The 15,827-nt window shown below is 46.9% G+C and carries 16 protein-coding genes; 12 read left to right on the top strand and 4 right to left on the bottom strand.

Annotation, left to right across the window (positions count from 1 at the left end; translation table 11 throughout):
- Positions 1–11 precede the first annotated feature (11 nt).
- Complete coding sequence (locus A4E54_RS15280; RefSeq protein WP_286726697.1) at positions 12–1,070, bottom strand: NAD(P)/FAD-dependent oxidoreductase; 1,059 nt, start codon at positions 1,068–1,070, stop codon at positions 12–14.
- Positions 1,071–1,185: 115 nt separating this feature from the next.
- Here A4E54_RS15280 and A4E54_RS15285 point away from each other — a divergent pair, with 115 nt between their 5' ends.
- Entirely contained in the window at positions 1,186–1,635 is a 450-nt protein-coding gene (locus A4E54_RS15285; protein ID WP_240082926.1) for a hypothetical protein, read from the top strand.
- Positions 1,636–1,812: 177 nt separating this feature from the next.
- Positions 1,813–2,196, top strand: a complete 384-nt coding sequence (locus tag A4E54_RS15290; protein WP_240082925.1) for a hypothetical protein — start codon at positions 1,813–1,815, stop codon at positions 2,194–2,196.
- A 60-nt stretch (positions 2,197–2,256) separates the two neighbouring features.
- Here A4E54_RS15290 and A4E54_RS15295 read toward each other — a convergent pair whose 3' ends face one another.
- Positions 2,257–2,481, bottom strand: a complete 225-nt coding sequence (locus tag A4E54_RS15295; RefSeq protein WP_240082924.1) for a ferritin family protein — start codon at positions 2,479–2,481, stop codon at positions 2,257–2,259.
- 17 nt (positions 2,482–2,498) lie between these two features.
- Positions 2,499–2,711 (bottom strand): hypothetical protein, encoded by a 213-nt coding sequence (locus tag A4E54_RS15300; RefSeq protein ID WP_240082923.1) that lies wholly within the window; start codon positions 2,709–2,711, stop codon positions 2,499–2,501.
- Positions 2,712–2,915: 204 nt separating this feature from the next.
- Between A4E54_RS15300 and A4E54_RS15305 the strand changes: the two genes are divergently transcribed.
- The 9 genes from A4E54_RS15305 to A4E54_RS15345 all read left to right on the top strand — a co-directional run bounded on the left by A4E54_RS15305 (position 2,916) and on the right by A4E54_RS15345 (position 13,113).
- A complete protein-coding gene (locus A4E54_RS15305) occupies positions 2,916–4,742 on the top strand; it encodes a spore germination protein (protein ID WP_240082922.1) in 1,827 nt (608 codons plus the stop codon).
- Complete coding sequence (locus A4E54_RS15310; RefSeq protein ID WP_286726617.1) at positions 4,726–5,835, top strand: GerAB/ArcD/ProY family transporter; 1,110 nt, start codon at positions 4,726–4,728, stop codon at positions 5,833–5,835. The genes A4E54_RS15305 and A4E54_RS15310 overlap by 17 nt, the downstream gene beginning before the upstream one ends.
- On the top strand, positions 5,822–7,093 hold the full coding sequence (locus A4E54_RS15315) for a Ger(x)C family spore germination protein (protein WP_286726618.1): 1,272 nt from the start codon (positions 5,822–5,824) through the stop codon (positions 7,091–7,093). Before A4E54_RS15310 ends, A4E54_RS15315 begins: the two co-directional genes overlap by 14 nt.
- Before the next feature lie 2 nt (positions 7,094–7,095).
- Complete coding sequence (locus A4E54_RS15320; RefSeq protein WP_286726619.1) at positions 7,096–7,266, top strand: hypothetical protein; 171 nt, start codon at positions 7,096–7,098, stop codon at positions 7,264–7,266.
- Between the two features lie 283 nt (positions 7,267–7,549).
- The gene (locus tag A4E54_RS15325; protein ID WP_240082918.1) at positions 7,550–8,842 is read left to right on the top strand and encodes a homoserine dehydrogenase; all 1,293 of its coding nucleotides are present in this window, start codon (positions 7,550–7,552) and stop codon (positions 8,840–8,842) included.
- 8 nt (positions 8,843–8,850) lie between these two features.
- Positions 8,851–9,753, top strand: a complete 903-nt coding sequence (gene thrB / locus A4E54_RS15330) for a homoserine kinase (protein WP_240082917.1) — start codon at positions 8,851–8,853, stop codon at positions 9,751–9,753.
- A 70-nt stretch (positions 9,754–9,823) separates the two neighbouring features.
- Entirely contained in the window at positions 9,824–11,047 is a 1,224-nt protein-coding gene (locus A4E54_RS15335; protein ID WP_286726621.1) for an aspartate kinase, read from the top strand.
- Between the two features lie 269 nt (positions 11,048–11,316).
- Positions 11,317–12,381 (top strand): C40 family peptidase, encoded by a 1,065-nt coding sequence (locus A4E54_RS15340; protein WP_240082915.1) that lies wholly within the window; start codon positions 11,317–11,319, stop codon positions 12,379–12,381.
- A gap of 405 nt (positions 12,382–12,786) precedes the next feature.
- Positions 12,787–13,113 (top strand): hypothetical protein, encoded by a 327-nt coding sequence (locus tag A4E54_RS15345; RefSeq protein ID WP_240082914.1) that lies wholly within the window; start codon positions 12,787–12,789, stop codon positions 13,111–13,113.
- A 112-nt stretch (positions 13,114–13,225) separates the two neighbouring features.
- Here A4E54_RS15345 and thrC read toward each other — a convergent pair whose 3' ends face one another.
- Entirely contained in the window at positions 13,226–14,725 is a 1,500-nt protein-coding gene (thrC, locus tag A4E54_RS15350) for a threonine synthase (RefSeq protein ID WP_240082913.1), read from the bottom strand.
- 148 nt (positions 14,726–14,873) lie between these two features.
- Here thrC and A4E54_RS15355 point away from each other — a divergent pair, with 148 nt between their 5' ends.
- Positions 14,874–15,812 (top strand): restriction endonuclease, encoded by a 939-nt coding sequence (locus A4E54_RS15355; protein WP_240082912.1) that lies wholly within the window; start codon positions 14,874–14,876, stop codon positions 15,810–15,812.
- Positions 15,813–15,827: the final 15 nt, after the last annotated feature.

The following is a 15,827-nucleotide window of genomic DNA, read 5'->3' on the forward strand; positions in this document are numbered from 1 at the left end:
ACCAGGCCGGTTTAATTTTTCCTGAAGTACTTGACAATAAAGGGATATAAAAGATTGAGCACATCTACGTTGGTGTTGTAAATAATATGCTTGATCCCAGGCAGACCGATTGTGCCGATTAAATGGTCGAGGGAATCATTATTCATAGTGTTAAAGGCCTTTCTGAATGCGGACAGACGCTTGACTTGACTGATTAGAGGGCTGACCAGCCGCTCGTAGTTCAGCCCCTCGGCAATCGCTTTACCCGCCATGGCTCCGCTAATCATTCCTGGTAAAAGACCCAGCCCGAGGAAGCTATCTGTAAATCCGCCGCTATTGCCGGTCAGCAGGATATTATCCACCTGCTGCCGGCTGGTGACGCCGCCGGTATAGAATAATTCATAAGTTTCAATGATTTCCGGATGAAATTTTTCTATTTCCATAAAGTTGTTCCAGTAATAGTTCAACTCACTATGATCTATATAAGGTACTTGAAGTGACAGTAATGCCCGCTCACTATTGAACGGCTTAAAACTGCCAAAGCCGTGCCTGGCAAAATCAGTGTTAAAATAAACAAAGGCGGTCCCGGGATCGAACCTACCTAACACTATTGCCCCTTTGGCCCAGGCGGTGACGGTAGTTTCCCACGTTTTCAATTCATTAGCAGCGGCATGGTTTCCTTCAGCCACCACCACGTAGTCATACTCACTGGCCAGCGCCCGGTAACCGGCATGGGTGTGGAATTTGATCTTCGAGCGTAAACTTTTGGCAAGCTGCACTTCAACCGCGTTCCGGCTTTGACCGCGTTCTATCAGATAGCCAAGCTTCCCTTTGATTGGAACGGTATGACGCGAAGAGTACATGATATAACTCTGAACTCTGGAAAGGGGTTTAAGTTTAATCCCAAAGTTGTTAAAGAGGTAATGCAGCAGGTCCCGCTGCGGGCGTTGAAATAGTTGCAGCAAAATTTCCACCCTGGGAACAGCGTAGCCCACTTTACCGCTGCGCTCAAAAATATCCGGATTAATGCCCCGCCGCTCCAATTCCAGGGCGCAGGCCAGGCCGCTGGGGCCTGCGCCGATGATGGCCACCCGCAATAAAATCACCTTAAATATAATTTGTAATTTATATTTTTTACCCATGAGGGATACATTAATCATGCAAGGGATTTATTTTATAGTTTCTACGTGAAAGAAGGTCGTGAATTTGCCTGAATACGCCTGGCCGATCACCGCAGCCATAGCATGGATTATTTTTTTTCTGCTGGTGGACTGGTCCCGGTTAAAATACTCGGTATGGGGCGGAGTTATCGCTTCAATCCTGCAAATACTGGTTGACACCGCGGCAATGAAGCTGGATTTGTATCATGTAAAAAATTTGGTTCATATCCTGGGTTCGTCTGTTTTTTTTACCTTCGGGGTAGTTTTTACCGTTGGTGTTTTGTTTGCCCAGTCTTTGCCGGTGTCACGTTGGATGCAAACCGTGAACATCTTGATTGTAGTAGCCCTTTTTTCCATTGAAGAACTTCTTTATTTGAAAATTGGCGTGTTGGAGTATACCCACTGGAGCCATTCGGCCAGTATTTTTATTAATTTGCTTGTATTCACCAGCTTTACTTGGCTTGTGAATACGCTTCAATTAAACCGCTGCATGTAAAGAGAGGCGAGAATAAACTTTGAGCCTGCTAAATTTTACTTTGTACTCAATATTAATCGGGTTGTTGGTTTTTATCTGGTTTAAGTATTTAAACGGATTGCGCTAGTCACACAGAAAGGTAAGGTTATGTCCCATATACTTTTTGCATTGTTCGCCTGGGCGATATGTTTAATATTTGTGAAAAAACGTGTTCAAGAACTTTGGCTGGCCGGTATTATCGGCGTTGCCATAATGTCTTTAGTTGATTACGTTGGGATTAAATTAAACCTGTACAGCTACCCCAGGGGCGTTATTTATATCGGAGAGATACCTTTATTTCAATTTTTCGGCACATATGCGATGTCAATAATTTATCTATACTGGTTGCCCGGCCGTTGGCGCGATATATTTCCATATACAGCATATATTTCCGTATTTTATCTTACTATAGAGGCCGTGGTTTATAGCTTTGGCGGCATTGCTTACCCAAACTGGAGACTGGGGTACAGTTATTTTCTATTAATTGGCGGCTTAACTCTGCTCGCTTTTTTCTATAGTATGGTGCCCCGTCCTTCTAAGTAACGCGGTCAAATCGGTGATTACCGGTTACCCCCGGCTAGACCGGGAATGTGTCTTCACGGGTCACACTTTAAGCCTTGGAATAATTTTATGGACAGGTAATTGCTTGGCTTCGATTGTTGTTATTTCCCTCTGAAGCAACATAACATTAGCCATTTCCTCATCGCGCAGCCGTTTAAAAATTTCCCTGGCAACCGGGTTGACTACTTTAACGGACAGTTCGTTGTAAAATAGCTGACTGTTAATTTTTTCTTCAAGAGCATGATAAAGAAAATCTAGCGTATCCAAGTAATATTCTACTCCGATCAACTATTTTTAATGTTCAAATTATTCATTTCAAGTTTTAGTTGTTCCAGATGTTCGCAGTTGGTCCTGGCAAAGTCTTGAAAAATTATTTTAAGCCTGGTGTCCGCGATCGTTTTTGCTAAGTGAGTATAGTATACTCCCTGGAGTTCCTCCCGGTGTACGGCCTCTTTGAAAGCGTAATTCAGAAATTCACTCTGGGTCAGTTTTGGCATGGAATCACCTCAAACCCTTCCTGTTATTTTGCAGCGGGTGGGATTTACAAATATTTTGCCCTTAATAAAATAAAAAAACCGGAACTGCAAAATCATCACAAAAAGAAGAACAGAGCGGTCTTTATCGCTTGTAATATTTAACAGCATAGTACATTCCATTAAGGGCAATATATTCACTAAATGACCGAAAATGGCTGGTGTGGTATGAGTATTCTAGCAAATTTACTCAAGTTGATCACCTATGAGGAAAACCCCGACCGTGAAGGGTTTGTTCTGAAAGAAACTTCCGCTGATCAAAAAGCTACCGGTAAGAACGAAGCTCCCTCTATAGGCAAAAATAGTCCGGACGAACAAAAAAAAGCACAGGCCGGTCGCGGTTCTTTTAAAAAGCCTGTTCGTCCCGCCGGTAAAGTTACGGAAAAACCCCGAAAGATAAAAGACAGCGGTGAGGCGGGAGCTGTTCAAACAGGGCAAACTGCCGGGCGAGTGAATGAAAAACCAGTGGTAGATAAGTTGTCGGTTAGCGCCTCACTTGCTGAAAACCGGGATACTGTCGGAATATTATACGGGCTGCCGGAAAACAAGGATATCATTATGAGAGATATAGTCATCGGAACAGAACCGGTTATCAATGGTTTTGTCATTTTCATCGACGGTCTCGTGGATAAGTCTGTCCAGGATTTGCTGTTTCAAGCTTTAATGCTTTTTGCCGCCCGGACCGCCCCGCCGGAGAAAGGCAAACTGGCTTTATTCGTGAAAGAAAGATTGCTGCCGGGCAACCAGATTACTCTGCAGTCCCGGTTTCGTGATATTCTAGACGCGGTGAACTACGGCGATACGGCCTTATTCTTAGAAGGATGCGCTGATGCGCTGCTAGTCGAAACCAAGGGTTGGGAGCACCGGGGAATAGATAGGCCAACGATTGAGCAAGTTGTCCGCGGGCCGCAGGAAGCTTTCGGGGAAACTTTGCGTACAAACACAGCCTTAATCAGGAAGTTAATTAAAAATGAAAACCTGACCACGGAGTTTATAAAAGTCGGCACCCGTAACCAAGTTAACGTGGCGGTTATGTATTTGCGCGACTTGGCCAACCCCGCCCTGGTAGCGGAGGTGAAAAGGCGGATTGACAGCGTTAAGACGGATTTAATTATAGACAGCGGGACGCTCGAAGAATTAATCGAGGACAACCCTTATAATTTAAACCCGACGGTGATGGCCACGGAACGGCCGGACCGCGTGGCCGCAAGCATTATTGAAGGAAGGGTGGGCATTATCGTCGACGGCAGCCCCTTCGCCCTGATCGTGCCCACCACCATGTACGAGATGCTGCATACCGGTGAGGAGCTATACACCCGCTGGCAATTCGGCACCTTTATCCGCTACCTGCGCGCCCTGGCCTTTTACTTGTCTTTCTTGCTGCCGGGGTTATATCTGTCTGTTGTGCTGTTCCACCAGGAAATGATCCCCACGGAACTGCTCCTCGCCATCGCCGGGAACCGCGAAAGAGTACCGTTTCCATCGCTGGTCGAGGTGCTGTTAATGGAAATATCGTTTGAACTGATCCGGGAGGCGGGGTTGCGCATACCCGGCGTTATGGGCACGACCATCGGCATAGTCGGCGCGCTGATTTTAGGCCAGGCCGCCGTCCAAGCCAATATTGTCAGCCCGATCCTGGTGATCCTGGTAGCCGTGACCGGACTGTCCTCCTTTGCCATTCCTTATTACTCCCTGGCTTTTTCTCTGCGGATCTACCGCTTCTTTTACATTGCCGTGGGAGCGATGCTGGGTTTTTTCGGGATCTCTATCGGCCTGTTCGCTCAAATCATCTTAACCGCCAACCTGAAGTCTTTCGGTGTGCCGTACCTTGCTCCAATCGGGCCCAGGACGGTCACCGGCGCGGACGTGGTGACCCGGCTGCCGGTGTTCTTTCACGAAAAGCGGCCGGACTACCTGAACCCGCTGGAAATTGCCCGGCAGCCTGACGTTTCAAGAGGGTGGCTCGAGCAAAAGGACGGTGGTAAAGATAATTAAAGAAGGCAGATTTGGCCTGGGTGAGGCGGTTGTTCTTCTGGGAATATCCAGTATGGCAAGGATATTCTTGTCGTATCCCAGGTTGCTCGTCGATACCGGCGGTCCGGCCGTTTGGATGATGCCGCTCGGCGGTCTGGCCGTTGCCCTAGCCGGGATTTATTTCATGTCACTGGTCCTGAAAAAAAGCCCCGGCAGCACGATTATCGAAATTACCGAGCAGGCCTTCGGTCCGTTTATTGGAATGGCCGTGAACATTCTTGTCACGTTCCAGATATTAGTGGTAACAGGCGCTGTTTTTATCAGGGAGTTCAGTGAGGCGATGCTGACCACCACCTTGCGCTATGCGCCAATCAGTCTAATAGATGCTGCGTTTTTGGCAATGGGTTTATTAGGGGCGTATCTCGGCGTGGAAGCGCTGGCGCGGACAGCCCGGCTGACTTACCTGTATGTGCTGGGTGGATTGTCCATTCTAATTTTTTCTTTAATACCTTTTTGGAATTTCCACAATATGTTGCCGTTTTTCGGTAAGGGGCCCAAAGAAGTATTTCTAATGGGCACCTACAGTACTGCCGGAATAGCTGAGATAATCATAGCGGGAGTGATTGTCCAGGCTATGGGAGGAGCCAAAATTTTCGCCGGGATCGGATACCGGGCCATGCTGATGGGTTTTGGAATTCTCTTTTTATCTTTAACAACCCTTGTTTTAACCTATAGCTGGCCGGTCAGCGAAGAATTTACGCTTCCTTTTTTAAGACTGGCCAGGACTATTTATCTCGGCCGTTTTTTTCAGCGGCCGGAAGCCATCTTTATCCTGATCTGGGGCATTGTCGGGGCTATAAAGATCGCCCTGCTCCTTTACGCCGCGGCGGTTTCCCTGGCCAGGTCGCTGAAACTGCCCGAATACCGTCCCTTGATTTGGCCTCTTGGCCTGGCCATGTTTATCTTGAGTCTCCTGCCGCTGGACATGCCCAGCGTCATTGAGGTGGACGCGGTTTATATAAGGTCGGCCATGCTTTTACCCGACTACCTTTTGCCCTTGCTTATTCTCGCGGTGCTTTGGTTTAAAGGGAGGGGTGCGCGTGCGGGCAGCTAAGATATTTTTTTTCTTTCTGGCAGCGCTCACTTTGCTCTTCCTAACCGGCTGTTTTGGCAGCAGGGAGACCGACGAGACGTTTTACGTCCTGGCCATGGGCTTCGATAAAGGAGAGAAGGACAACATGGTAGTGACCGTCAGCATAGCCAACCCCAAAGCTATTGCCGGAATGGGCGGGGGAGGGAGCGCTAAAGGGGAAGGGAAAAACGTTGTCGTGCAAAGCGTGGAGACCTACGGCCCGCTTGCCGGGATCGAGCAGTTAGGCACGTCAACCAGCAGGCATTTATCGTTGCTTCATACCAAGGCGTACATTTTTTCAGAGGATATGGCTAGAGAAGGTCTGGGAAGCTGGTTCAGCACCTTAAGCCGGTACCATGAACTGCGGGCCACCTCTTATGTTTTCGTCTGCCGCGGCAAAGCGAAAGATTTCCTGGAAAAAAACCAGCCGCCCCTGGAGTTGAGCCCTACTAAACAATACGAACTGATCGGGAGTTTGTCGGCAGCCCACGGGCTATACCAAAACAGCATGTTTAAAGAGTTTTATCAGGATTACAAGAGTTGGTCGATAGAACCCAGCCTGCCGCTGGCGGCTATCCATGAGGGCGGACTGGAGACAGCCAAACCGGGTGTGGTCAAAGGGGGGGAACAGACTCTGGGCAGGTATGTTGCCGGGGAAGTGCCGATTACCGGGGAAAATAAGGCCCAGTTTGACGGTACCGCTGTTTTCCGGGGAGACAAGATGGTAGGAACTTTGAACGGTGAGGAAACCAGGTATTACCTGATGCTGCGTGGTCAATTCGAAAATGGTTTCTTAATTATCCTTGACCCGCTTGTTGCCGAGCCTTCGGGGATTGGCCTGAGTGTTCACCAGGCGCGCAGTCCCAAATACGCTACCCGCTTTAATGAAGACGGCAGCGTGACGGTTGACGTGGATATTTATTTGGAGGCTGACCTGGCGGCGATGTTAAGCGGCATCAATTACGAAAGCCCGGACAACAAGCCAATCCTGGAAGAAGCTTTTTCAGAAAATATCCGGGAAGGGTGTCAGAAACTAATCGAACGCACACAGGAAGAGTTCAAATCAGATATTTTCGGTTTCGGTGAACAAGTGAAGGGCCATTTTTGGACTGTGCAGTCATGGCGTAATTTTGATTGGCTGCAGAAGTACCCGGAGGCGCAGGTTAACGTCACGGTGCACACCAGGATCAGGCGGACCGGCCTCCAGTTGAAAACCACTCAAGTAAAATCTGGTGAGTGAACATGAAGTGGCTATTGCTGCTTTTCCCTCTGGCAATTACTTATTATACATATACCTACGGCCGATGGGCGCTAAAGAACGGATACAAGCGCGGCGGGATCGGGGTCTTGGTGCTGGCCGCCTTTGTCCTGGCCCTGGCCGTGTACGCCCTGTTTGTCAGGCAGGAATTTTAGCCGGCAGGGTGCGGTGCGGATTGGCGATAACTTCTTGCATCGCCAGTCCTGAAATTTGCTGAAGCATTGTTTGACACCTGGAAAAAAGAGACGGTATAATGTCACCAGGGGTGAATTCTCATAAACTGTTGTGAACGCGCATATTAAGGAATTTAACCCTTGATACGTTTATATAAAGATGAAATTTGGGAATATGTTTAACTAAGAGCAGGTAACCGGACTATTTCAGGCGAATTAGTTTGTGACAATACAGTTAATTAGTCTAAGGAAAGAGGGAGTGAGAGTGTCTGATAAAGTTATTCGTGTTGGCATGATGGGCCTTGGCACCGTAGGCCGGGGCGTGTACCGCATTCTGAAAGATAATAGTAAGGGAATAGAGCAAAAAGTAGGCGCAAAGGTTGAGATAAAAAAAATATTGGTGCGGGACCCGGCGAAAAACCGGGGCGTCGATCTGAGTGATGGTCTGCTTACTGCCAACGTCAGTGAGATTGTTGAAAACCCTGAGATTGACCTGGTGGTAGAGGTCATGGGCGGGATTAACCCGGCCCTGGAATATTCAATGACGGCGCTAAAAAAGGGCAAAAGCCTGGTTACCGCGAATAAAGACATGATCGCTTTACATGGCAAAGAGCTTTTCGAAGCCGCGGAGGCAAGTAATGCGGATGTCCTTTTTGAAGGAAGTGTCGCCGGGGGCATACCCATAATCAGGCCGTTGAAAGAATGTTTGGCGGCTAACCGGATCCAGCAGGTTATCGGTATTATCAATGGGACAACAAACTACATGTTGACCAGGATGACCAATGAAAGCATGGACTTTGAACAGGTGCTCAGGGAGGCGCAGGCACTCGGTTATGCCGAAGCCGACCCGTCCGCCGACGTGGAAGGCTACGACGCGGCGCGCAAGCTGTCAATCCTGAGCTCAATTGCTTTCAATACCAGAGTGCCTTTAAATCAAGTATTTGTTGAAGGTATTACCAGGATTACCGCTGAAGATATAACTTACGCCAACGAACTGAATTATGTAATCAAGCTGCTTGGGATCGCTAAAGAAACTGATGAAGGCATTGAAGTGCGCGTGCACCCGGCCTTGCTTCCGAAACACCACCCGCTGGCTTCGGTGAATGACGTTTACAATGCGATTTTTATCCGGGGCGACGCAGTCGGAGACGTAATGTTTTACGGGCGGGGCGCTGGTGAAATGCCTACCGCCAGCGCCGTGACGGCTGATGTGATGAGCGCGGCCCGTAATTTGCTGCGAAATGTGCCGGGCATAATCAGCTGTACTTGTTTTGAGGAAAAGCCGGTTAAACCTATGGGATTAACCGCGACCAAATATTACGTGCGTTTGCATGTTGCCGACAAGCCCGGAGTGTTGGCCGGGATTGCCTTAGTCTTTGGAAATAATGAAGTGAGTCTGGCTTCTGTCATCCAAAGGCACACTTCCGGTCATTCAGCGGAAATTGTCCTGGTAACGCATGAAGTACTGGAAGGAAATTTCCAGGAGGCATTGAAATCAATAAAAGAACTGCCCGCTGTCTATGATATAACAAGTGTGATTCGCACCGAGGGGGATTAATACCTCAAATGATTCGTGTGCAGGTGCCCGCTACCACCGCCAACCTCGGCCCCGGTTTTGACTGCCTGGGGATGGCCTTGGAATTATACAATATAGTGGAGATTATCCAAGTTCCTCATGGCTTGACCATCGAAGTGACAGGCGAAGGTGCGGCCGATATTTCCAGGGACGTGGACAACCTTGTTTTTCGGGCCGCGCAGCAAGTTTTCAAGCAAGTGGGTTTCGAACCCACGGGCTTGAAAATTCGACTGATTAACCAGATACCAGTCGCCCGTGGTTTGGGAAGCAGTACCGCCGCCATTATTGGCGGGGTAATAGCTGCTAATTTACTTGTTGGGGGGAGGCTTTCCTTAAAAGAAATAATTGGCCTTGCCAGTTTGCTGGAAGGCCATCCGGATAATGTAGCACCTGCGGTCCTGGGCGGTATAGTGATCTCGGTTCAGGCCGACGGTGAATTAAAGAACATGAAAATACAACCGCCTCAAGGCATTAAATGCGTTGTGGCTATTCCGGATTTCATTCTCGCTACGAAAGCGTCAAGGGACGTTCTGCCGTCTCAGGTGCCTTTTCAAGACGTTATTTTTAATTTAGGCAGGGTTGCTCTTTTGGTTGCCGCCTTGCAAAAGGGTGATTTTACCTTGTTGGGGACAGCGATGGAGGATCACCTTCACCAGCCCTTCCGTTCAGTTCTGGTTCCGGGTATGAAAAAGGTGCTGGCCGCGGCAAAATTGGCCGGAGCCAGAGGTGTTACTCTGAGCGGCGCGGGACCGTCAGTGATTGCTCTTGCTGACAGCAACTTTGATTTAATTGCCCGGGTGATGGGCGATACATTCCGTCAAAATGGCGTAAAGTGCAGAACCTTGGTTCTTAAACCCAGTCCGATTGGTGCTAGAGCACTTGAAGTAAAATAAAATTTTATTATGGAAATAAATCATTTAATGTCCGGCGAAACCGTCCGGACTGAAAAGGCAGGCGATATTATTGTTAGTTGTGCAGAAGTACGGCGGCAGTTCCGTGGCTGACGCTGAACGGATCCGGCGGGTTGCCCGCCGGGTTAATGATGTGCGGGCTGAAGGTCACAGCGTGGTAGTAGTAGTATCAGCGATGGGTGACACGACTGATGATTTAATTAATCTGGTTGAAGGAATAACCGACAGCCCGCCGGAAAGGGAAATGGATGTTATTTTGTCAACCGGGGAGCAAGTTTCAATAGCGCTTCTGGCTATGGCCATCAAGGAACTAAAAGCGCCGGTAATTTCTCTCACCGGGGCGCAGGTAGGTATTTTGACTGATAATGCCCATACAAAAGCAAGGATATTAAATGTTAATACCGCCCGCCTGCAAAAAGAATTGGACGAGGGCAACATCGTTATTGTGGCCGGCTTTCAAGGAATAAATGAACGAAACGACATTACCACTCTGGGCCGCGGTGGTTCAGACACTACCGCCGTAGCTCTTGCCGCCGCGTTGAAAGCTGATCTGTGCGAAATATACACAGACGTTGACGGGGTTTACACAACGGATCCAAGGATTGTCTCCGAAGCCCGCAAGCTTGATGTGGTCTCATATGATGAAATGTTGGAACTGGCCAACCTCGGCGCCGTTGTGCTGCACCCCCGCTCGGTGGAATTGGCCATGCAATACGGGATGCCGCTGCACGTGCGCTCAAGCTTTAATCTTAATTTGGGAACGATAGTAAGGGAGGTAGACAGTATGGAAAGGTCGCTTGTGGTTACCGGTGTGGCATACGATTTAAATGTTGCCAAGATAGGATTGTACGATGTTTTTGATAAGCCCGGCATTGCTTATAAATTATTTAAATCGCTAGCCGATGAAAAAATAAACGTCGATATGATCATTCAAAGCGCGACACGTGACGAAAGGAATGATATATCCTTCACATGCTCACGGAGCGATTTGAAAAAAGCGTTGTCTGTCGTGCAAGACCTCCTGCCGGAAATTGGCGCCAGCGGAGTCACCAGTAAAGACAGTGTGGCCAAGGTTTCCATTGTAGGTGCCGGCATGGTCAGCAACCCCGGGGTAGCCGCCATGATGTTTGAAGCGCTTGCGGAAGAAGGAATTAACCTGGAAATGATTAGCACTTCCGAGATTAAAACGTCCTGTGTCATCGAAGCAGCGGAGGCGGAAAAGGCCGTACATACCTTGCATAATAAATTTAACCTGGCAAATGAAAAAAGTCTCTAAAGTATTTAGGTATTCACGAGTTTCGAGACAATAAACAATCCTCTCATTCTAACTCCTGAGTAGTAATAGATTGCCAATGAAAATAAACGTAAGGGACAGCGCCGCAGCAATTAAGCTGCGGCGTTTAGCCGGAATGGATTTATAAAACGCAGATGAGGTTTAGGTCTGAAACACATTTTAAGGGATATAATATTATTAACTCTCAGAAGTCAGGAGTCAGAATAAAGGAATCGTACTGACTACCTGAAGAAAAGTAGGAGCTGAATTAAATGAACTATTCCCGCAGCTGCGTTCTTTTATTGTCCACCATGACATTATTGATGTTGATGTCATGCCGGTTAACTTCAGGGCTGGAGTCCGGCCCCGAAGCTACACCGGCCAAACCGGCAGCGCCGGCTGAATCGACGGGAACCGGCGCGCCGGCGGTGCTTTCCCAAGGAGTGGTAACTGAGCCGGTAACGATGTTTTGGTCGGAACCCGGTCCACTCCGCGACTATGACCACCTTCTCTTGGAAAAACCGAGTAATCCGGCCGCCTGGGCTGCCGGCATGGACACTGAGATGAGGTTGTGGCTGGTTGGCAAGACTGAGACCCAGGCTCTTTATGGAGAGCCGGTAACAGTCTTGGAACGACGCGGTGAATGGTTAAAAGTGGCGGCTGTTAAACAAAAAAGCAACCTTAATAATGCAGGCTATCCTGGTTGGGTGCCGGCGGCCCATATAGTTAACGGACAGGTTTTTTTAAGCGAGTTGGAAACCCAGCCTAATATTGTTGTTGTAAAACCGTTCACGAAACTTTATGCAAATCAAGAATTAACTGAGACAATTACCGAGCTTTGTTACCAAACCAGACTTCCGGCGCTGGAGGAAGAAACAACCGCCGTTGCGGTTCGGCTGCCCGACGGCGGTACCGGTTACCTGCCGCGGCAGGATGTTAAGCTTACAAATGAGTTAGCTTTTTCCCGGGCGGAAATTGTAAATGAAGCAATGAGCTTCTTGGGCCTGCGGTACATATGGGCCGGTACGTCTTCCTATGGTTTCGACTGTTCCGGGTATACCATGCGGCTCTACCAGTCACAAGGCATATCCATTCCGAGAGATGCAGACGAACAAGCAAGAGAAGGTCAGATGGTGGATAAAAACGCTCTTTTAGCGGGTGATCTGTTGTTTTTCGCGGCTAAAGGGGGACAGGGCCAAATCCACCATGTGGCTATGTATATCGGCGACGGTATGATGATTCATTCACCCAACAGCGGTTCGTCCATACAGATCAGCGCAATTGACAGTAGAGCTTACGGTGGAGAATACTGGGGGGCAAAACGTTATTGTCCGTAAGCTTTAAATGAACAATGTTACTGTTAATTATATTTCGCCATTGCTGTTATATATCGTATGACCTATTCCCATTCCAGGCAGGAGCGCGTTACTCGCAACCCTATGCATGAATTACACCTCTGTTAAATAACGTTTCCCCGAAAAGGTCTAAATCCCTGCTAATATCTAAAATAGTCTTTGTTTTTGTCAAGTTTCTGCTAATAATGAAAACTGTAAATTAATACATGACCGGATAAACTTTGACGATCATAATATATGTTGCATTGAAAAAGAACTATTTAAGCGCTGGCAAATATTTTGATACTTAAGCTTTAAAATAATTAATTCCTTTATTTGACATAATGATTGACAATTACAAGTTTTCAATTTATAATTTAGTTGATGTCAAAAATAGGAGTGTGAAATATGGCATTTGAAGTTTATAAACCACGTGGCGAACGAGTACCTAAGTTACCATTGGTAACAATTTCAAAGAATTCAATAGTGTTGAACAAATATGCCCGGGGGAAATTGAATGTCAGTAAAGTTGAACTGGCCTTTGATCCTGATTCTAGTGTTATTAGGATAAAAGCCAGCAGTGAAGGCCAAAATATAAAAAAGACTAAAGTGTTTGGCAGAGGATTTTTTAACCACTTTGGAATTGCAGCGAAAGGTAAATTCCATGCTGAATATGACGAAAAAGAAAGGGCTTTGTATGTCAATATTAATAAGACAATTAAGGACCCTCAATAATGAGGGTCCTTAATTGTAACTTGTATATATTGTCATAATTCATCATATAATTATTAATTAATGCATTATTATAAAGAAATTGTAATATATTTGAGGAAATTAACCCGGTTAATTATACGGTCAAGATTTTTTTGACTTCTTCACGCATAGTATTCTTAGATGCCGTTCTCCGGTGCAGTATGGTTTTTTTATCAAGGTCTTTGAGACCCGGGGGGATCTCCATGCCGCTTAAAACAGAGAGCAGTTCTAACAGTTCGAACTCGTCTTTGCCCCGCACCGCGTCGTCCCCCAGGATGGCCCGGGCCACGCTGGCGTTAAACTTAAAAGGACTGGCTGTTGAGGCGATAATTGTCTTGGTATGGTCGCCTGTGGAGTTGATATATTTATTATATACATTTATGCCCACACCGGTATGAGTATCAACTACATAGCTATATTCTTGAAATATTGAGCGAATTGTCTTAATTGTTTCGTTATCATCCGCAAATCCAGACCAAAAAAGTCTATCAATGCGCGCTAAAGTCATTTCGTCCACCTGGAATATTCCCGAATCTTTTAAATTAGCCATCCATTCTCTGGTTTTTATATGGTCGCTGCCGTTCAGATGATATAGCAGACGTTCCAGGTTGCTGGAGATAAGGATATCCATCGATGGAGAAACAGTCTTCCAGAACCGCCGGTTACGGTTATACACACCGGTACGGATAAAATCGGTGAGTACATTGTTGGCATTGGAAGCGCAAATCAACCTGTTTACCGGCAGGCCCATCTCTAAAGCGTAATAGGCAGCTAAAATATTGCCGAAATTGCCTGTTGGCACTACAAAGTTAATTCTTTCTCCCAAGGTCACATTTCCCTTGGCTACCAGGTCCAAGTAAGCGGAAAAATAATACGCGATTTGTGGCACCAAGCGTCCCCAGTTAATTGAGTTGGCTGAAGAAAGACGATAGTTTTTATTTTGCAGGTCATGGTTAAACCCAATGTCGCCGAAAATATCTTTAACCCCGTTCTGAGCGTCGTCAAAATTGCCCCGGACGGCGACTACATCTACATTATCTCCTTCCTGAGTGATCATTTGCAGTTGCTGCATCGCGCTTACCCCTTGTTCCGGGTAAAAAACAATAATCCTTGTGCGCGGTACGTCTTTAAAACCTGCCAGGGCGGCTTTGCCCGTGTCGCCGGAGGTAGCCACAAGAATCACAATGATTGAATCATCACCTGTTTTTATCGCCGCCTTGGTTAATAAATGAGGTAGAATTTGCAGGGCCATGTCTTTAAAAGCGCAAGTCGGTCCATGCCACAACTCTAAAACATATAGTGAATCGTTTAATTGGCGGACCGGCGCAATTAGGGGTGAATCGAATTTTTCCCGGTTATAAGACAAAGAAACGCACTCATCTATTTCTTCTCCGCTATAATCTGTAAAGTATTTTTTTAAAACGACAGCGGCCTGGGCTTGATAACCTTGACCAGCCATTTCCTTTAAACAGTTTATGGTAATCTGTGGTATTTCAAAAGGAACAAATAAACCTCCATCAGGTGAAATGCCCAGTTTGATTGCTTCCGCTGATAAAATTTTTTTGAACTGGCCCCTGGTGCTTTCGTACAACATGGTTAGCCCTCCCATAATAACTGGTTACACCGTCATATAACGAATTGTAACCCAAATGGCCTGACCTGACAAGTTTAGCAAAGTTGACATGTTATTATTTCCAATATTCTGGGAAAAATAAATAGTAAAAAACGCTGAGGTGCTATTAATGGTCTATGCTACGGGCAAGTCAAAAAAAGATGCAAGAAGTGCTTTAGGCCGCCGGTTTGATCAATTGTGCGGGCTGTTCCTTATCTGGCTGGCAAGTTTTCTGCTTTTGGCAAGCTTAATGGAAAGATTGCAAACGGCTTTCATATTTTCCGTCCCGCTGCTTGTTCTGGAAGCCGTATTGCTGCGAAAGCTTTTTTTCATCATAGAGCGAAAGCGGCAACTGCGGCGGAAGTTCCGGCTGGCTGGTAAAAAGATTTTTGATGATATAACGAAGGTGAATTCCCGGCATGAATTAAAACTCATCGTTTTGGAATTATTTAGAAGGATACCTGGTTTCCAGACTATAAGCTTAAACAGCAGCGAAAAACAGGAAATCGATTTAATAGGCGTTTATCAGGGGGCACCAGTGGCAATACTGTGTGCGTGCCCGGAAGGAAATAGAAAAATAAAGCGTTCTGACATCCAGTCATTTGCCGGCGCGCTTAGCCTTGGGGGTTATAAAAACGGCTTATTGGTTACAACTGGGGAACACAGTCCAGGCGTGACACGGGTAGTCAAGCAAATTTTCCGCAGAGGGATCAATATAAAACCGATTGACCGGTATGGGCTGGTGAACATAGCGTTGCGCGCCGGTTTAGAATCATTGCGGGAAAAAGATGCTCAGCAGGGGATTTCCCTGTCGGCAGCGGATGAGAGCCGGACGACATTTCCAGTTGTTTGGGACTCTGTTTTTCGTTTCGAAAAGGCTAAGAGTTATTATTTGTTCGGTCTGATGTTGTATGGAGGATATATTTTGATGCGCGGCACAACTTTTTTAAGCTATTTTTACCTGTCTTTTGCATTGTTAAACATCTTCATGGGCACTATATGCCTTTACTTGGGCAGGAGTATCGTGAATACCGACCCTCTAAAAGGATTCGGGCCGGATAAAACATAAGCCGCATTTGTCAGT

Origin of the sequence: Pelotomaculum sp. PtaB.Bin117 (genome assembly GCF_002067195.1) — a bacterium.
Taxonomy (GTDB): Bacteria; Bacillota; Desulfotomaculia; order Desulfotomaculales; family Pelotomaculaceae; genus Pelotomaculum_D; species Pelotomaculum_D terephthalicicum.